Raw genomic sequence first — 17,758 nt, forward strand, 5'->3', positions numbered from 1 at the left:
AAAACGCAGAAAAAAGGTCAGGTTTATTTTGTCCCTGATCTTTTTTTTGACAGTGTAATCAATATCTCAAAGAAAAACAAAAGAAACGATATATATGGTTTCCACGCATAAGCAAGGCATCGTAACGTATGAATCCTGATATCAATCTGTTTTAGCGTTGCAATTAAGTAAAAAGAAAGTATAGACGATCAGCTTTCCAAAGTAAATCGCCCTGTTCCCTTGCAATGTCTATATGATAATGTCCATGCAATACTGTAACATAACAAATCCCTGCTGCTTTTTTATTTCAACTTATACGCAGCGCTGTTCGGATACCGCTATGTTTCATCGAGGACAAGTTTTAATAGAATACCATCCTGCATATTCCGGCAATTCTTAAAATTTAGATAGATCGGGAGTCTGTGACTGTTCTATGGGAACTGTGCTTTCTCTGATATCTGTAAGCAGCAGCTGTTCATGGCGAAAGAAATAGGGATGATGGCGTACATGTGTGAATAGAAACAGCAGACTGAATAAAAAGCCGATATATAGGATTACTGCATATAAGAAATCGAACCATGTCATAAGAAAGAGAAAACAGGGGACGCCGATTATCAAAAGGAAGAATGCCAGCCCTGCGTACGTAAGCACACGGCTTCCATAGGTCATCATGAGCGAGTAGAAACGATCCTGCCATGTGATCAGACTGCGCTCCAGATCAGTATAGGGAATCCATATAGTGCCGGATTCATCCTGTAAAAGAAGCTTGCGAAACTGTGATATATCATCCCTTTGCAATGCATCACGAACATAATCTTTCCGAAGCATTTTGAAAAAGGGCTGTTTGCGCATATGGCTTCCGCTTGTAATACGGTCACCTCCTGCACATTGTGCTCTGCCGTATAATGCCTGATAAAACTCCGGTATCAGGTAAGCCGGATGGCGGCTATCCATAAGCATAAGCAGATTCCCGTTGGATAACTGTGAGCCAAGAAAAATCGCAGATACAGGTGTAACCCGGTGATTCAAAGACACATAATGACAGGCGTAATCCTGCTCGGAAAGCAGCCGCAAAATTGACGTGCTGTTATCCTTTGACGCATTGTCAATAAACAGTAGCTCATAGCTTATCGGCAGCTTTTTCAATTCGCGAACGACATCCATATAAATTTTGCGGATGATTTTCACATCATTATGACAGGGTATAACCACGCTGATTTTGTCCACACCATCACTCCTTATACAATCATTATGGCACACTCCTGTGATAAATCCAGTTTTGAAATCTTAAAAAGTCTTAACATGTATTTAATGAACATTTGGTAGTAGACACCGTTGTTTTGATATATAATGAAAGAGAAATGAAATGAGGTGCGATTATGGGCAGCAAAATACTCATTGTAGATGATAATCAGGAAATTCGTGAGGTTGTCAGTGTTCTTCTGGAAAATGAAGGATATGAAGTACAGGAAGCAGAGGATGGAGAAATTGCGATTGCGAAGGCAAAGGATATGGATTTAATCATTTTAGATGTCATGATGCCGAAAATGGACGGCTTTAAGGCATGCCGGCAGATTCGTGAGGTCAGCAATGCACCAATCCTGTTTCTTACCGCAAAGACCATGGATCAGGATAAGGCTCTCGGCTTTTCCAGCGGGGGAGACGATTATCTGGCAAAGCCGTTTTCCTATAATGAATTGATTGCCCGTGTGAAGGCACTGTTAAGAAGATACTGTATATATAAGGGGAAAGAGGAGCCGTTGACTGACAGCCATATTGTTATGCATGATCTGGATATCAGCAGAGAAAGCAATCAGATAAAAAAGAACGGGCAAACGGTGAATCTGACAGAGATGGAATATCAGATTCTGTTACTGCTGGCAGAGCATCCTAAGAAGATTTTTTCCAATCAGGAGCTGTATGAGGCAATCTGGAAGGGGCCGTATATGTATTCCGCAAATAACACGATCATGGTACATATTCGTAACCTGCGCAAAAAGCTGGATGTAGACCCGCAGAATCCGGTATATATCAAAACGGTATGGGGGAAGGGGTATCGGTTTGATTAAGCATAAGAACAAAAGAGGATCGGGGAAAAAACGGATTTCCAGGTTAAGCTTAAAATTTGTCAGTATTGTTATTCTTGCGGCGGTTATATCAGGCTCCATGTTTGGTCTGCTGTTTTTTAACCGTTATCGTATTTTCCATCTGGTAGTCGGTGAAAAAGCTGTTCAGAAGGAAACGGATGAGCAAATCCGAACACTGCAGAAAACGATAACAGAGAAAAGCATTTCCAAGAAGAATCGTAAAGCAATAAAAAGGGAAATGAATAAATATAAGGATTTAACGCTGTATTTGTATGATGATGAGGATACCTTGAGTGAAACCTCCTTCAGTGCGATGGAGGATCAGGCCTATGTAGGAACCATGTCATTCTGGTTAAATCTCTATGAACCAGATAATTTAGAATATACGCTGACCTTCAGTGACGGTGAGTCGTATCTAATCGTATATTCTTTTCTCGGTCTGTCTTTTATGCTGCGTTATCTCATAGCTGCAGGAGTTGTTTCCATTTTAACGTTTATACTGATTATAATGCAGTTTGTACATCGCAAAATGAAATATGTCCTCAGCATAGAGGAGGAAATGCAGCTGATTGAAAGCGGTGATTTTCATCATACGATTATCTATAAGGGAAACGATGAATTAACGGATCTGGCACGGCAGCTGAATCATCTCCGTAATGCATTGTATGACAATATGCTGAAGGAGGAGGAGGCCCGTAATGCGAATCACGAGCTTGTTACCGCAATGTCTCACGATTTGCGAACACCGCTAACCTCCTTGCTTGGCTATCTTGATATACTTGAAATGAAGATTTATAAGAGTGATGAAGCAATGGATGACTATATTCATAAGAGCCGCCAGAAGGCCCAGCAAATCAAGGATATGTCTGATAAGCTGTTTAATCATTTCCTCGTGTTTTCCAGGGATGAGGAATTGCAGCTGCACCCGATAGCGGACGATATTGTTTTGAATATGCTGGAATTTTATAGTGAGGAGCTTCGTGAACAAGGCTTTGATGTGCTGACCAAGTTTGAAAAGGAAAGCTGGAAAATCATGGGGGAGGAAGCTATGCTGCAAAGGGTGTTTGATAATGTATTTTCCAATATACGGAAATACGCAGGAAAACAGGTAGTCACCATCTCTTTGCAGGTGGAAAAGGGCAGCGTGCTGATTCGGTTGAAAAATCGTAAGAAAAAGGATGCATCCCGTGAGGAAAGCACCCAGATTGGTTTAAAAAGTGTGAATAAGATTATGAAGAGCATGAATGGAAGCTTCTTATATGAAAATGACGATACAGAATTCGTCGTAGAGCTGTTCTTTCCCTGTCGACAGGAGGGGACAGGCAGATAAAAAAGGCTGTTCATGCAGCTGCACTCTTCTGCTTACATATAAAATGTAAGGCTGGAGGTATCAACACTATTGCTTTTGTGCAAGATTAGATACCTCCTTTTTTCTGTTGGTGAAAAGGAACGTCTTCGTTTTATCATGTTCAGGCTTTTCACTAAAAGGATTATTTCAAAGCTCCTGTGTGCTATCTATTCCTTGTCTGAAATCAGCTTCATCCGTGCAAGCGCGTTGTAGATTCCATTCTCTGATACAGTGTCTGTAACCATATCTGCCACACGTTTAGCATCCTTGTGTCCGTTTCCCATTGCAACACTGATTCGGGCATTCTGCAGCATCTCCACATCATTTAGGCTGTCCCCGAAGGCGATATAGTCCTGCATGTGAAATTGATCCAGTACATACCGTATACCGATTGCCTTACTGAAGCCCTTTAAGACAATATCCGCATAGGTGGATTGTCCGATTAAAACATCCACACTGTCAATCGCTGTGTATTCATCATAGGTATATCCCATTGGCCCATAGGCAATCATCATAATTACATCACTGCCATCATAGGCATGTACCTCCGGAATCGATTCCTTAAAAAATTCTGCCGAGGTGATAACATATTCGTTCGGCTCTCTTGTTATGAGTTCCTTTTCACCCATAATCAGCAGCGGGGCATGCTGTCGGTCTGCCGCCGCAATACAGGCTTCAACACTTTTTCTTGGAATCGGAGTAAGCTGCATAAGCTCCTTATCATGATTGTAAATCGCCTGCCCGTTGTTGCAGAGATAAATATCCCAGTCAATCAGCTGATCGTAAGCTCCATCCATCACGGATTGCAGGGAGCGTCCGGTGGATATACACAGTAGATGCCCGGCCTCTTTAAGGCTGTGTAATGCTTTTTTGGTGGAATCAGGTACAATATGCGTGGTACTATCCACTAAAGTACCGTCAATATCGAAAAACAGAATCTGTCTGTTCATAGGCAACCTCCCATCTTTACGGTTATGATAGCACAACTGTTCGCGTATTGTCATCATTTCCAGCATATTTCAAGTTATTGTTCACCGATGCATAAGAAACAGCTTTAACTTTATAATACTAAAAGAACAAACTGGTTAACAATCTGGTAAAAGAATTGAACAGATATATTATTAATGGTCAATAACATCACTTGAAAATATATATTATGAAAAATATAAAGAATTTTTCTAATTTTTTAGGAGTTTTACATTTTCCTTACGTATGTAGTAGTGTAAAGCATAAGACTGTATACGAAAGGATGTGAAGAATATGCTTACAAAAGATGTAACAGAGAATAAAGATATGAAGGTAGAGGTGCAGGAACGACTGAAATATGATAACGATATTTTTTTTAAGTTCGCTCTTGGCACAGAGGATGAAGATGCTGCTTTTATCCGTAACACCATTATTGAACGAGTGACAGGAATCCATCCTAAGGAAAGCACCGTATTAAATCCTAATCTGGATCCTGCTATTCTCAAAAAGAAAAAAATGGTATTGGACATCCGTGTGAAGGACAGCGAAGGAAGAGAATACGGCATCGAAATGCAAACCACGTATTCAAAGCAATCAGAGTTAAAACGCTTTGAACTGTACGGAGCCAGAATGTTATCGAATCAGCTTGATAGCGGAGAAAGGTATTATGATCTTCTGCCTGTTTATCAAATTATCTTTCTTGATTCCTATGCAGAACACACGAAGAAGTTAATTGATGCCTATCAGATGAGAAATGAGGAAGGCGAAGTAGAAAGTAAGCGCAGTTTAATGAAGAGGATTTACATCTATCTGCCGGAGATAAATGCAATCGTCAAGCGCAAAGGATTTGAAAAGCTGAATGACTTTGAACAATTGTGCTTCCTGTTTAAAAATAATGATGAAGATGGTATACTAAAAACAGAGGAAAGGCTGGTGAAGAAGGTAATGGAAAAGTACAGAAAATTTCAAGATGCAGAAGACCTCTGGTCGATAGCGATGGCAACGCAGATACAGGAACAGCGCGAAAAAAATGCCATTTTGGATAGTTTTGAAGATGGTGTTGAACAAGGAATTAAGCAGGGGATTGAGCAAGGAATCGAGCAAGGAATTGAACAGGGGATCGAATTGGGGATTAAACAGGGACAAAATGAAGGGGAAAGAAAACTATTAAATAGACAAATGGTAAATAAATATCATGAAGACTGCTCAACATGGTTATGTTCTTTAACAACGGAACAGCTCGACCTTGTATCCAATTTATTATTCACCTGTGATACCTTGCAGGAACTAAAGAATCAGCTTACAGTCAACAAATAATACATATAAAGCCATAAAAAAACTGTTTTATGTGAACGAAAACAGTTTTTTTATAGCGTTTTAAACGAACTGTTTATGAAATAAAACCTTGAAACATGTTGATTTTATCAGGAAATACAGCACAGTATAAATAAAAACAGGAAATCATGCTCTTTAGATTCATTTGTTATCTATTCTATATTGCTTCATAACTTTAAGATAATGTAACTATTCACCGATAAACCTGACAAGTGTTAACGAGATATCATATCGAGGGAAAAGAGCATAGAAACACGACAGTAGGTCTTTCTCTAAGACGCTTTTCATAACACTCTTCCTGATTTCTATCTTTTATTGGTAAATAGTAACTATTTCAATCATAATTCGTACAGGAAATAGGCTGTTAGCCTTTTTTTTAGTGTCACTTTTTGATAAAATAGTAACGGAGGTATGTTTTTATGAAATCTGCTATTGTTTTAGCTGCCGGAAAAGGCACAAGAATGAAGTCAGCTTTGAACAAAGTGATGCATCCCGTCTTAAACAAGCCGATGATCGGACACATTACTGATGCCCTGAAAGCAAGCGGTGTGGAACGCATTGTTGTAGTTGTTGGACATGGTGCTGAAAGTGTAAAGGAGTATCTGCAGGATTCTGTAGAGTATGCGATTCAACAGCCTCAGTTAGGAACTGGACACGCCGTCATGCAGGCGGGTGCTCTGGAAGGTCTGGATGGAGATACCATCGTTGTTAACGGTGATGGCCCCTGCATTCAGAAGGAAACGATTCAAAAAGCATTTGAAAGCAACCGCGATGCTGCCTGTACCGTACTGACAAGCGTGCTGCCGGACGGGGAGCGCTATGGACGCATTATCCGCAATGCACAGGGAAAAGTGGAAAAGATTGTTGAAGCAAAGGATTGCAGTGAAGAAGAGCTGAAGGTAAAAGAAATCAACACCGGAATTTTCTGTTTCAATAACAAGGCACTGTTTGAAGGTCTGAAGGAAATCACCAATGATAACGCACAGCAGGAATATTACCTGACAGATCTTGTGGAAATTTTTAATAAAAAGGATCTGTGTGTCAATGCTATGGTTGTGGAGGATCCGGATGAAGCGATGGGTGTCAATGACCGTGTAGATCTGGCAAAAGCAAATGCATGGATGAAGCGTCATGTAAATGAAGCTCATATGCGTGCAGGAGTTACGATTGTTGATCCTGAACATACGTATATTGATGTGGATGCTGTCATTGGTGAGGATACCGTCATATATCCGAATGTATACATCCAGGGAAAAACAGTAATTGGAAAGAACGTTACAATACTGCCGAATTCATTTCTGCGCAATGCTGTGATTGGGGATGATGTAACGATTGACAGCAGTAAGATCGTTGAAAGCAGTGTAGGAAACCGTTCCACGGTGGGGCCGATGTCTCATTTAAGAAACAATACAGAAATCTGTGAAGACTGCCGTATTGGAAACTTTGTGGAATTTAAAAACTCTCACTTTGGTGATGGCTCCAAGTGTGCCCACCTGACATATATCGGAGATTCTGACTTTGGTAAGAAAATCAATGTCGGCTGCGGTGTGGTTACTGTCAATTATGACGGCAAGCATAAATTCCGCACAACGGTACATGACGGGGCATTTATCGGAAGCAACTGTAATCTGATTGCACCTGTTACCATCGGTGAGAACGCCCTGCTTGCGGCAGGCTCCACTATCACGGATTCCGTAGATGACGGTGATATGGGGATTGCAAGAGCACGACAGTCCATTAAAAAGGGATTCGGAACAACTTACAAGAACAAATAGGAAAGGAACAGGATTGTAGAACAATGGAAAACAAAACAGTAGTTTTTGCGTTAACTTCAAGCGTTGAGCTAGCAAATGAAATCGTGGGAGAATTAGGGATACCTTTAGGTCAGTGTGACGTAAAGCATTTCTCCGACGGGGAAATCTTGGTAGAAATAGGGGAGTCCGTGCGCGGAAAAAACGTTTACATCGTTCAATCCACATGTGCACCTGTCTCCAGCAATATCATGGAGGTACTGATTGCCATTGATGCCTGCAAGCGTGCAAGTGCCGGTCATATTTCTGTCGTTATGCCGTATTTCGGTTATGCACGACAGGATCGTAAGGCAAAACCAAGACAGCCGATCACATCCAAGCTTGTTGCGGATCTGCTGGAACGTGCAGGGGCAAACCGGGTTATCACCATGGAGCTGCATGCAACGCAGATTCAGGGCTTCTTCGACATTCCTGCAGATGATATTTCAGCCATCTGCATCATCGGTAAATATTTTAAGAGTCTGAATCTGAAAGATGTTGTGGTTGTATCTCCAGACCACGGCGGAACTACTCGTGCGAGAAGACTTGCAGAAATTCTTCACGCTCCATTAGCAATCATTGATAAACGTCGTCCAAAGCCAAACGTTGCGGAAGCTATGAACATCATTGGGGATGTAAATGGTAAAATCGCTATTGTGGTAGACGATATTGTGGATACGGCAGGTACCTTAACTGCAGGTATTCAAATGCTGTATGATAAAGGCGCAACGGCTGTATATGCTTCCTGCATACACGGCGTTCTTTCCGGGCCGGCTATAGATCGTCTGAAGGCTGCCAACCTGGCAGGCTTTGTATGTACCAATACAATTCCTCAGGATGACAAGGCTGCATTGTACCCGCAAATGAAGGTATTATCTGTAGGACCTGTTCTCGGACAGGTTATCAAGGCTGTGGAAGAAAGCAGACCAGTCAGTGAAATCGTTGCGAAATACGCTGAATAAGAATACATAGAAAGGAAACTGTATGCTGGAACATTTCATAGAGTCCATGCTGCCGGAGATTGTATCCATACTGGAAATCATCGGTATCATTGTGATCACCATCGGATCGCTGAAGGCGTTTTATCACTATATCAAAGCGCTGTTCACCCATAAACATTATCCGATCCGTATCGAACTGGCAAATGCTCTGGCATTAGGTTTGGAGTTTAAAATGGGTGCCGAAATACTGAAGACAGTACTTGTCAGAAGCTTTTCGGAAATCTATATTCTGGGAGCCATCATCCTGCTGCGTGCCCTGCTGTCTTTGATGATTCACTTTGAAATCAAGACCGAAAAGGAACACGGGTCAGCGAGTGAGGCTTCACCGAATAATTATTAACATGCTGCCATACGGGTAGTACAGGCTTATATCTGATATGGAAACATAAAAAGCAAAAAGATTTAATATTGTAAAATGGTACCTTGGTATAAACTGACGCATACGATGCGGACACTTATCAGGGTGCCATTTTTATAAATCTGTTACGATTTAAAGTCAATATATAGAGGTAGGAAGCATATAAAAAATCCCTTGTATGCAAGGAATATCCGAAGTCAAAACGAAAGTGAATGCCTTACATCATTTCTTCTGATACGAACCATGTACCCGTATTTGGAATCCTTTAACACTATTATTAGCTACTGTGAAAGCTGTGGTGCATTTATTCAAAACAAGAAAATCCATATAACGTAATGTGTAGGAGTGAAAACAGTTCTGTAAAATGTGAATAGCCGTATGGTGAATTTTGAAAGCTTATCCTGTATAAAAGAACCGCCTGTAATGCTATGCGGTTCTTTTGCTTTATTTCGTCCTGTAGAATATAACAGACTCATACGGACGCAGTGTCATTTCTGTTTGCAATCTGCTATCCTTGTAATTACTGAGTAATCGTTCATAGCCGTCTATGTCCTTTAGCTCAACATTGGTTTTTTCAGGATAGAAATTGCTGAGTACAAGAAGCTCATCATCAGCCGATACACGTTTGTAGGCAAATACAGCTTTATGTGTCTCTAATATAGGGATAAAGCGGCCATCCTGAATGAGTGGATATTCCTTTCGCATACGGATCAGCTTCTGATAATGATAAAATATAGAGGCTTCATCCTGCAATGCGTTTTCCACATTGATCTCTTTGTAATTATCAATCACTGGTATCCATGGCGTCTGATTTGTAAATCCTGCATTTTTCTCAGCACTCCACTGCATGGGTGTTCTTGCGTTATCACGGCTTCGTTCCTGCAAAACATGGAGGATTTCGTTTTTACTGCGTCCTTCGGCTTTGAGAATTTCATAGAAGTTTGTACTCTCCACATCACGGTATTGGGAAATATGTGTATAATAGGCATTCGTCATACCAATTTCCTCTCCTTGATACACGTATGGCGTACCACGCATACAGTGGAGTGTGGTTGCCAGCATTTTCGCGGCTTCTATTCGATAATTTTGATCATCACAGAATCTTGATAGGGCACGTGGCTGATCGTGATTGCACCAGAACAATGCATTCCATGCATCTGCCTCCTGCATTCCTGTTTGCCAGTCATTCAAAAGCTGCTTCAGCTCCATGAAGTCAAACGGCATAAGCTCCCATTTCTTTTTATCCTTATAATCCACCTTTAGATGATGGAAGGTAAATACACTTGTAAGCTCATGTGCTTGAGCGCCGGAATAATGAACACAGTTCTCCAGTGTGGTTGAGCTCATTTCTCCTACTGTCATACTGTCTGTATCATTTCCAAAGCTGTTAAGATTCAGTTCCTTTAAATATTCATGTATATGCGGGCCATCCGTATAAAACTGTCTTCCATCGAATAGATTCGGATCATCCTCAAAGCAGCTTTTTGAAACCAGATTGACAACATCAAAGCGGAAGCCATGAACACCCTTACTGCGCCAGAAATTGACGATATCCACAAGCTCCCTTCTTACCTCAGGGTTATCCCAGTTTAAATCAGCCTGTGTGACATCAAAGAGGTGAAGGTAATATTCGTCAAGCTGTTCTACATATTCCCATGCAGGCCCTCCAAACTTAGACTGCCAGTTTGTAGGAGCACTGCCATCCGCTTTTCCTTTGCGGAAGAAATAATATTTTTTGTATTTCTCTTCTCCGTTTAACGCTCTTTGAAACCATGCGTGCTGTATAGAGGTGTGATTAAAGACCATATCCAGCATAATGTCGATGCCGCGTTTTTTTGCTTCCCTGCATAATTGTGTAAAATCATCCATGGTACCATAACGCTCATCTATTCTTAGATAATCCTCAACATCATAGCCGTTATCTCTTTGCGGAGAAACAAACATCGCATTGAACCAGATATAATCTATCCCAAGCTTCTGCAGATAGTCCAGTCTGGAAATTACACCCTGCAGATCTCCCCAGCCATCACCATTGGAATCCTGGAACGATTTTGGATAAATCTGATATACTGTTTTTTCTTTAAAATTCATAACAACCTCCTAATTGTAAGTGATGATATGTTCATCACCTGCTGTAACCTCTTCATTTACCTTGTGCAGCTTAACCCTTGTGCCATCTGTAAACACGATAGGAGAAACAAGGGATTTTCCTTTTCCTCTGATATAGGCAAGATCAACCTCAGCTATAAGATCTCCCTGCTTAACGTTGTCTTTCAGCTTAACATGCGAATGAAAGCCTTCCCCATTCAGTTCCACGGTATCCATACCGATATGAAGCAGGATTTCCTTACCATTGTCCGTCTGTATACCATAAGCATGTCCACTTGGGAATGCCATTACGATAGTTCCGCTTAACGGTGCATAAATTCTTCCATCCTGCAGGTCAATAGCAAAGCCGTCTCCCATGGCCTTTGATGAAAATGCCTGATCTTCAACAGCTTCTAAAGGCAGACAGATACCGCTCATCGGTGCCTGAAATCTTTCTTCTGCTTTTACAGCTTTCATTGTTTCCTTTTTTGATGACAGCTTCTTCCTGCCGACAATAAGCGTCAATACAAACGGAATGATGATTGCAGTTGCCATAGCAGCAAGGAAAGCGAGCCAGAACTGTGATTTTATGGAAATGATACCCGGCAAGCCGCCGACACCGATGCTGAATGCTTGTACGCCAAAGCCTACGGATATGACAGCAGCAACACTGGAGCCAATCATGCCACAGATCAAAGGAAACCCGTATTTCAGGTTGACACCGAACAGCGCCGGTTCTGTAACTCCAAGATAGCAGGATATCAGTGCGGGTATATTGATTTGTTGTGCCTTTTCATCATTTTTCTGTAGAACAGCCATAGCAAGTACACTGGAGCCCTGTGCAATATTGGATAAAGCGATCATCGGCCATAAGATCGTACCACCAAACATATTGGTCAATGTGGTGTCTATGGCATTGGTCATATGATGAAGTCCAGTCATAACGATGGGAGCGTATACCAAGCCGAACAAAGCCGCAAATAGAACACCAAAGCTGGAGGTAAGGCCGTTGTATACCGCATCGGCAATCGCATTTCCAATCGTCCATCCGATCGGCCCTACCAGTGTATGGGCAATGATAACAGCAGGTATCAGAGAACAGAAAGGAACAACAATCATGGAAATGACAGCAGGACAATGCTTACGAAAGAATTTTTCAAGATATACAAGAACAAAGCCGGCCAGCATAGCTGCGATGACCTGTCCCTGATAGCCGATCATCTGAATCTGTGCGAAGCCGAAATCCCAGACAGGAATATCCGAGGCTTTTGTGGCTGCCACCTGGAAGCCGTTTAAAAGCTGCGGGGAGACCAGCGTAAGACCGAGAATGATTCCAAGAATCTGTATCGTACCCATTTTCTTTGTAATTGACCATACGATTCCCACAGGAAGCATATGGAAGACCGCTTCGCCTATCAGCCACAGGAAGCTGTAAAGGCCATTCCAGAATGGTGATAGCTGTGCCAGTGTCTGTCCGTCAAACATGGCAATTTCTCCAATAATATTACGGAAGCCCAATATCAGACCTCCGCAAATCAGAGCGGGAATCAGAGGGGCAAAAATTTCGCCAAGGGCTCCCATCATACGCTGAAGAACAGTCTGATTGGATTTCGCAGAGCTTTTTAAGGTATCCTTGGAAACTCCGTCAATTCCTGCATATGCTGTAAATTCATTATAGAACTCACTGACCTCATTACCGATAATGACCTGAAACTGTCCGGATTGTGTGAATGTGCCTTTTGCACTTGGCAGTGCTTCAATTTCCGCAATATCTGCCAATGCAGGATCCTTGAGTACAAAACGCATTCTTGTGACACAGTGCGATACCGCCTGTATGTTTTCTTTGCCGCCTATATAAGTGAGCAGCTTCCTTACATCTTCCTGGAACTTTGCCATAAAACCCTCCTTGAACTTGTACGTACATCTTTTACACCTATAGTATAACTTGTACGTACATGTGTGTCAATGGTTATTTTGAAATTTTTTAAACTATATATCGGATATGTGACATCAGTGTTGTTTCCGTTATTGCAATAAAAAACCAGTCCTATGAACTGGTGTTGTAAAACATGTAACGTGTTACTATGAGTTGTTTTCCTCTATGCCATTTTCACCCTTCTTGCAAAATCCTTGAACCGGAATTTATCCGGGCGGTGTCTTGAATTGGTGTATTGAAAAATACGAGCATCATCCAGATAGGTACAGGATTCCACATTTACAACCATATCATACTGCTTCATATCCAGAACCTTTGTATCCAGTCCACTGACATTCTGACAGGTTATCTCCTTTTCCGCATAGGCGATTTTTAAGTGTAGTGTATCTTCGATGTAGGCATAAAGAGAGGTCTTTAAGATATCCTCGTTAAGCTCAGGAACAATTGCTGCATCCAGTACATCCGTATCTAGAATGACGGCCTCATGATCAATAAAGCGTACTCGCTGAATCAGCCATATCTTTGCATCAGCATCCATATGAAAGATACGACGAATCCGTTCATCCGGTTGTGTTTTTTCCAGACAGATGACCTTTGTAGCTACATCCTGCTCCATTTTATCTGCGAGCTCCTTAAAGCTGATTACGCCGGAAACAGGAAAGTCATAGCGCTGTCGGTCCAGAACGATACTCCCTCTGCCTTTGGACTTTTGTATATAACCGTTTTGAGCCAACAGTAGCAGAGCTTTACGTACCGTGTCTCTGGAGGCACTATAGATTTTCATAAGCTCATATTCACCGGGAAGCGTATCTCCGGCATTGTATATGTTTTGCTCTATTCTTCCAAGAATATCACGATAAATCGCTTCATATTTTGACATATTCATCACCTATGCTTGATTTTATCATGTACGTACACATTCGTCAAATAAAGAAAAATCCCATAAAGACGGGATTTTATATATTCAATTCTTTTTTAACCTGCTCATAAACCCTATGCGTTTCATCATCATAGCAGACAAGATAAACCGTTGTTACAGTGCATATTGTTTCTGATATAGTCTGTAGTGTTTGCAGAGCAATCTGTGCCGCAAGCTTCAATGGAAACCGGTATGCTCCGGTGCTGATTGCAGGAAATGCAATGCTTTTGATATGATATTGCTCAGCCAGCAGCATACAGCTTCTGTAACAGCTTTCCAGCAACATTTGCTCATTCTGTTTGCCACCGTGCCAGATTGGTCCGGGTGTATGGATTACGTAGCGGCAGGGGAGCTGATATCCCTTTGTTATCTTTGCCTCTCCGGTTCTACACCCGTGCAATGCTCGACACTCCTTTAGCAGCTGTGCTCCTGCTGCACGGTGAATGGCCCCGTCTACACCGCCGCCTCCCAGCAATGAGGTATTTGCAGCATTAACGATTGCATCCACCTGCAGTCTGGTAATATCAGCGGTAAGTATTTCTATTTTCATACGCTCACCTAGCTGTGGAAAATTGTCTGAATGAAGTTCTTCGGTCCATGCTCATACAGCAGAACAACGCCTTCCTTACCCAGATCACGATAAATATCATCAAAATAAAACATACCTGCAACGGAAGGAAATTGATTCCAGAATTCCTGAGACACAGCACTTACCAGTATTTTATGCTGTAATGCCTTGGTTTCCACCTGTAGAGCCTGTGCAAGGAGTCCGAAGGAGCGCTCCTTATGAGCTTCATATTTCTGTGTATAAAATTTATAATTATTACAGGATTCATTCCATGCAAGATAATTTGCCAGACCGTTTGTAAAGGCAAGGTGGTTTAACAAACTTAGATATTTACGGGAACGAACAGGAAAGCGTTCATGTATCAGAAATTTGGAGAGCTCAAATGTCAGATAATTTTGCAGTATATAGGTCATTTGGGATACGATGCGGGTATAATCTGCAATGTGGATAAGGTCGATGAGGATACAAAAGCTGTCCTCCGTTTTCACAATGCGGTTTTCTCTGGTACCAACTACAGCCATAATCGTAACATTCCTCAATTGTTCCTCATACTTTGGGAAAACAGCCTGAAAAAGGTCTTTGTTAAAGGTTGGAAATTCTTCTACGATGCTTTCCAGCTGCACATCCAGCTCACGTACAATATCTCTGCGCTTTGGATCAGCTATCTCATATCCCTGCAAAAGAGAAAAGGGTTCCTCATGTGCCGGATTTCTGCCTTCCAGATAGGCGGCAGCTATTTGACGATCATACAACATAAAAGACCCCTCCTTTTGTATTCCATTATATCACGTTTCTTCTTTCTGCGTGAATGTTTTGCCAGGTTCCTTATAAGATGCGCATTTACGGGAAAGCTAACTGCGAGGATGTGATAAAATGAAAAAAGAAGTATGGCGGGATGTGATTTTGAGCAGTGCTGCATTTCTGGCACTGATGTGGGTGGCATTCTTCTGGGCTCAGAAGTATTTTCCCATGGAACAGGATACATCCGCAGTAGCAAAGGTGGAAGAAAAAAAGGTCGCATATCTGACCTTCGATGACGGCCCAAGTAAACACACGCAGGAGATACTGGATATTTTAGAAGCCTATCATGTCAAGGCGACCTTCTTTGTGACCGGCAGCAATCCGGAATACTATGATCTGATTCAGAAAGAGGATGCATTTGGACATGCGATTGGTATTCATACCTTTTCCCATGATTATGGAAAAATTTATTCCAGTGAAAAGGCTTATTTTGAGGATGTAGATAAAACAAATGCATTGATCGAAAAGCAGACAGGACATAAGGTAAATATCCTTCGCTTTCCGGGTGGTACAAGCAATACGGTATCCAGGAAATACAGCAGCGGTATTATGAGCACGCTGGCTTCTGCTGTGACAAAGAAGGGATATGCGTATTATGATTGGAATGCTTCCAATGGTGATGGAAACTGCTATGTGGGAAGTGATACACTGATCAATACGGCATTAAAGGAAATACGTGATAAAAAGGAGGTCATGATTCTAATGCATGACGGTACGGGCAATAAGGCAACTGTAGAAGCTCTGCCTGTAATTTTGAAAAGTATGCAGTCGCAGGGCTATGAATTTCGCATTATTGATTCCTCAACACCGGAATTTCATCATCATATCGCAAACTGAAAAAATATGATATACTATATCATATGCGGTTGCTTAACAGGTGATGGAATATGAAAATAACAAGAGAAAAAAATTTAGAAGAAATAAAAAACGGATATACAAAGGATAAACGTAATTTTTATCACTGCAATTTCTGTGATGCAGTGTTTGAAGATGGGGAAATCTTTCCAATTAACGGTCATTTTTATCGCGCAGAAAAGGCAGTACAAATGCATATACAGAAGGAGCACGGCTCTGTTTTTGAACAGCTGCTGCAGCTTGATAAGAAGTCTAGCAGTCTGACTGATGTACAGAAGAAGCTGTTGCAGTATATTCATGAGGGAAAAAGTGATAAGGAAATCGCTTCCCTGACAAATACGAGTGCTTCAACCGTACGGCATCAGCGTTTTGTTTTTCGTGAAAAAGCAAGACAGGCAAAAATGTATCTGGCTCTTTATGAATTATCCGTTGAGGGTATGATGGATAATCTGCTGGAGGTACACGATCATGCAGCTCAGGTGGATGAGCGGTATGTGGCAACAAGTGAAGATGAGGAACAGGTGTTAAAAACGATGACCCTGTCCACTGAACCGCTGAAGCTGAAGCAGATACCGGCAAAGGAAAAGAAAAAAATTATCATTTTGCGTAAAATTTGTGAATTTTTGGAGCCTCATCAGGTATACAGCGAAGAAGAAATCAATGCATTTTTAAAGCAGATATTTGAAGATTTTGTATCGCTGCGCAGGTATTTGATAGAGTATGGATTCCTGCACCGTACCACGGATTGCCAGTTCTATTCTATGGATTTGGGTAAAATACGGGAGGTGGAGGATCATGAATGAAAGTCTGCACTGGTATGAGAATGAAGAGCAGATAAAGCATATCACGGGCACTATGCGAATACGTTCTTTCTGAAACAACGATGAAAGGAGGAGCATATATGCATTGCATCGTATATGATTATTGGAATGCGATTCATGAACAGCGGTTTGATGATGTAAGGGCACTTTTTCATGAGACTGCACAGATTACATGGCCGAATACACAAGAGGTTTTTAAGCTTGATGATTTTATTTATGTGAATGAAGTCTATCCCGGTGAATGGGAGGAAGAGGTACTGCACATTTATGAAGCAAACGATATCCTGATCAGCGAAGCATCGGTCAAAGGAAAGGATATGACTTTTCTTACTATCGGTATATTTCAAATCCGCAACGGGAAAATAGCTGATTTACGCGAATACTGGACTGCTGTTGAGGAGATACCGCAATGGAGAAAAGAGCTGTTAAAGCAGGATTAGGGAATGCGTGCATTCCCTGTTTTTTATTGCCGCCATTCACGGAACTTATGTACACCATTCGATGCATTGTAATTGTTTAAACAGGCGCATATATTATCATAAATGTGTTAGATGGTATCTAGCGATCATATAAGATACTGGCAGCCTCTGCTGTTCGTCCCATTCGGTGGAAGCATATCGGTATAATTGTAAAGGAGCTGGTTTCATGAAGTCTGCGAAAGGTCTTACCAGCATAGCATGCTGGCTTATGGCGATTGTTCCAGGCGTGTACCTAATCAGTTATCTCGGAATTCGGTATCTTCATATACCATCTGCATATTATTATCCAATACTGGCGCTGGCTGCTGCCGGCTATGCAATATTCCTGTTCCTGGTACATCGGCTGATACGCCGTGTGTACAATTCCTGGCATAGCCGTGAGGAAGAACCTGCGGCAGACTGCATGAACAGTGATCAGTAGGACGAA

Annotated in this window: 17 protein-coding genes; 10 read left to right on the top strand and 7 right to left on the bottom strand. The window is 41.6% G+C overall.

What is annotated here, in order from left to right:
- Window positions 1–375: 375 nt before the first annotated feature.
- Window positions 376–1,206: a glycosyltransferase gene (locus tag GKZ87_00540; protein ID QSI24087.1), complete on the bottom strand. Its 831-nt coding sequence runs from the start codon at window positions 1,204–1,206 to the stop codon at window positions 376–378.
- 152 nt (window positions 1,207–1,358) lie between these two features.
- On the opposite strand from GKZ87_00540, the gene GKZ87_00545 reads away from it, so the two are divergent.
- Together GKZ87_00545 and GKZ87_00550 are read left to right on the top strand one after the other, a co-directional pair.
- Complete coding sequence (locus tag GKZ87_00545) at window positions 1,359–2,048, top strand: response regulator (protein ID QSI24088.1); 690 nt, start codon at window positions 1,359–1,361, stop codon at window positions 2,046–2,048.
- A complete protein-coding gene (locus GKZ87_00550) occupies window positions 2,041–3,396 on the top strand; it encodes a HAMP domain-containing protein (GenBank protein QSI24089.1) in 1,356 nt (451 codons plus the stop codon). The genes GKZ87_00545 and GKZ87_00550 overlap by 8 nt, the downstream gene beginning before the upstream one ends.
- 185 nt (window positions 3,397–3,581) lie before the next feature.
- Here GKZ87_00550 and GKZ87_00555 read toward each other — a convergent pair whose 3' ends face one another.
- Window positions 3,582–4,364 (bottom strand): Cof-type HAD-IIB family hydrolase, encoded by a 783-nt coding sequence (locus tag GKZ87_00555; GenBank protein QSI24090.1) that lies wholly within the window; start codon window positions 4,362–4,364, stop codon window positions 3,582–3,584.
- A gap of 343 nt (window positions 4,365–4,707) precedes the next feature.
- Between GKZ87_00555 and GKZ87_00560 the strand changes: the two genes are divergently transcribed.
- The 4 genes from GKZ87_00560 (at window position 4,708) to GKZ87_00575 (ending at window position 8,846) form a co-directional block, all read left to right on the top strand.
- A complete protein-coding gene (locus GKZ87_00560; GenBank protein QSI27841.1) occupies window positions 4,708–5,697 on the top strand; it encodes an Rpn family recombination-promoting nuclease/putative transposase in 990 nt (329 codons plus the stop codon).
- 437 nt (window positions 5,698–6,134) lie between these two features.
- The gene (gene glmU / locus GKZ87_00565; GenBank protein ID QSI24091.1) at window positions 6,135–7,490 is read left to right on the top strand and encodes a bifunctional UDP-N-acetylglucosamine diphosphorylase/glucosamine-1-phosphate N-acetyltransferase GlmU; all 1,356 of its coding nucleotides are present in this window, start codon (window positions 6,135–6,137) and stop codon (window positions 7,488–7,490) included.
- A gap of 23 nt (window positions 7,491–7,513) precedes the next feature.
- Entirely contained in the window at window positions 7,514–8,467 is a 954-nt protein-coding gene (gene prs, locus GKZ87_00570) for a ribose-phosphate diphosphokinase (GenBank protein ID QSI24092.1), read from the top strand.
- A gap of 22 nt (window positions 8,468–8,489) precedes the next feature.
- On the top strand, window positions 8,490–8,846 hold the full coding sequence (locus GKZ87_00575; protein QSI24093.1) for a DUF1622 domain-containing protein: 357 nt from the start codon (window positions 8,490–8,492) through the stop codon (window positions 8,844–8,846).
- Window positions 8,847–9,308: 462 nt separating this feature from the next.
- On the opposite strand, the gene treC is transcribed toward GKZ87_00575, so the two are convergent.
- The 5 genes from treC to GKZ87_00600 form a co-directional block, all read right to left on the bottom strand.
- Window positions 9,309–10,955 (bottom strand): alpha,alpha-phosphotrehalase, encoded by a 1,647-nt coding sequence (gene treC, locus GKZ87_00580; protein QSI24094.1) that lies wholly within the window; start codon window positions 10,953–10,955, stop codon window positions 9,309–9,311.
- A gap of 9 nt (window positions 10,956–10,964) precedes the next feature.
- Entirely contained in the window at window positions 10,965–12,848 is a 1,884-nt protein-coding gene (gene treP, locus GKZ87_00585; protein ID QSI24095.1) for a PTS system trehalose-specific EIIBC component, read from the bottom strand.
- A 203-nt stretch (window positions 12,849–13,051) separates the two neighbouring features.
- A complete protein-coding gene (treR, locus tag GKZ87_00590; protein ID QSI24096.1) occupies window positions 13,052–13,768 on the bottom strand; it encodes a trehalose operon repressor in 717 nt (238 codons plus the stop codon).
- A gap of 76 nt (window positions 13,769–13,844) precedes the next feature.
- A complete protein-coding gene (locus GKZ87_00595) occupies window positions 13,845–14,357 on the bottom strand; it encodes an O-acetyl-ADP-ribose deacetylase (GenBank protein ID QSI24097.1) in 513 nt (170 codons plus the stop codon).
- An 8-nt stretch (window positions 14,358–14,365) separates the two neighbouring features.
- Complete coding sequence (locus GKZ87_00600) at window positions 14,366–15,130, bottom strand: hypothetical protein (protein ID QSI24098.1); 765 nt, start codon at window positions 15,128–15,130, stop codon at window positions 14,366–14,368.
- A gap of 118 nt (window positions 15,131–15,248) precedes the next feature.
- On the opposite strand from GKZ87_00600, the gene GKZ87_00605 reads away from it, so the two are divergent.
- The 4 genes from GKZ87_00605 (at window position 15,249) to GKZ87_00620 (ending at window position 17,752) form a co-directional block, all read left to right on the top strand.
- Window positions 15,249–16,013, top strand: a complete 765-nt coding sequence (locus GKZ87_00605; GenBank protein ID QSI24099.1) for a polysaccharide deacetylase family protein — start codon at window positions 15,249–15,251, stop codon at window positions 16,011–16,013.
- A 50-nt stretch (window positions 16,014–16,063) separates the two neighbouring features.
- Window positions 16,064–16,834, top strand: coding sequence for a DUF2087 domain-containing protein (locus GKZ87_00610; protein QSI24100.1), 771 nt, complete (start codon window positions 16,064–16,066; stop codon window positions 16,832–16,834).
- Between the two features lie 98 nt (window positions 16,835–16,932).
- The gene (locus GKZ87_00615) at window positions 16,933–17,292 is read left to right on the top strand and encodes a nuclear transport factor 2 family protein (protein ID QSI24101.1); all 360 of its coding nucleotides are present in this window, start codon (window positions 16,933–16,935) and stop codon (window positions 17,290–17,292) included.
- Between the two features lie 205 nt (window positions 17,293–17,497).
- Window positions 17,498–17,752 carry a hypothetical protein gene (locus GKZ87_00620; GenBank protein QSI24102.1) on the top strand — a complete coding sequence of 85 codons (255 nt, stop codon included), beginning with the start codon at window positions 17,498–17,500 and terminating at the stop codon, window positions 17,750–17,752.
- Window positions 17,753–17,758 lie beyond the last annotated feature (6 nt).

Source organism: Erysipelotrichaceae bacterium 66202529, from assembly GCA_017161075.1.
Taxonomy (GTDB): Bacteria; Bacillota_I; Bacilli_A; order Erysipelotrichales; family Erysipelotrichaceae; genus Clostridium_AQ.

What these genes read in the sequence shown, in the direction of transcription:
- GKZ87_00545 (QSI24088.1), top strand. Translation starts at nt 1,359, where the DNA reads ATGGGCAGCAAAATACTCATTGTAGATGATAATCAGGAAATTCGTGAG.
- GKZ87_00555 (QSI24090.1), bottom strand. Translation starts at nt 4,364, where the DNA reads ATGAACAGACAGATTCTGTTTTTCGATATTGACGGTACTTTAGTGGAT.
- GKZ87_00560 (QSI27841.1), top strand. Translation starts at nt 4,708, where the DNA reads ATGAAGGTAGAGGTGCAGGAACGACTGAAATATGATAACGATATTTTT.
- glmU (QSI24091.1), top strand. Translation starts at nt 6,135, where the DNA reads ATGAAATCTGCTATTGTTTTAGCTGCCGGAAAAGGCACAAGAATGAAG.
- prs (QSI24092.1), top strand. Translation starts at nt 7,514, where the DNA reads ATGGAAAACAAAACAGTAGTTTTTGCGTTAACTTCAAGCGTTGAGCTA.
- GKZ87_00575 (QSI24093.1), top strand. Translation starts at nt 8,490, where the DNA reads ATGCTGGAACATTTCATAGAGTCCATGCTGCCGGAGATTGTATCCATA.
- treC (QSI24094.1), bottom strand. Translation starts at nt 10,955, where the DNA reads ATGAATTTTAAAGAAAAAACAGTATATCAGATTTATCCAAAATCGTTC.
- treP (QSI24095.1), bottom strand. Translation starts at nt 12,848, where the DNA reads ATGGCAAAGTTCCAGGAAGATGTAAGGAAGCTGCTCACTTATATAGGC.
- treR (QSI24096.1), bottom strand. Translation starts at nt 13,768, where the DNA reads ATGTCAAAATATGAAGCGATTTATCGTGATATTCTTGGAAGAATAGAG.
- GKZ87_00595 (QSI24097.1), bottom strand. Translation starts at nt 14,357, where the DNA reads ATGAAAATAGAAATACTTACCGCTGATATTACCAGACTGCAGGTGGAT.
- GKZ87_00600 (QSI24098.1), bottom strand. Translation starts at nt 15,130, where the DNA reads ATGTTGTATGATCGTCAAATAGCTGCCGCCTATCTGGAAGGCAGAAAT.
- GKZ87_00605 (QSI24099.1), top strand. Translation starts at nt 15,249, where the DNA reads ATGAAAAAAGAAGTATGGCGGGATGTGATTTTGAGCAGTGCTGCATTT.
- GKZ87_00610 (QSI24100.1), top strand. Translation starts at nt 16,064, where the DNA reads ATGAAAATAACAAGAGAAAAAAATTTAGAAGAAATAAAAAACGGATAT.
- GKZ87_00615 (QSI24101.1), top strand. Translation starts at nt 16,933, where the DNA reads ATGCATTGCATCGTATATGATTATTGGAATGCGATTCATGAACAGCGG.
- GKZ87_00620 (QSI24102.1), top strand. Translation starts at nt 17,498, where the DNA reads ATGAAGTCTGCGAAAGGTCTTACCAGCATAGCATGCTGGCTTATGGCG.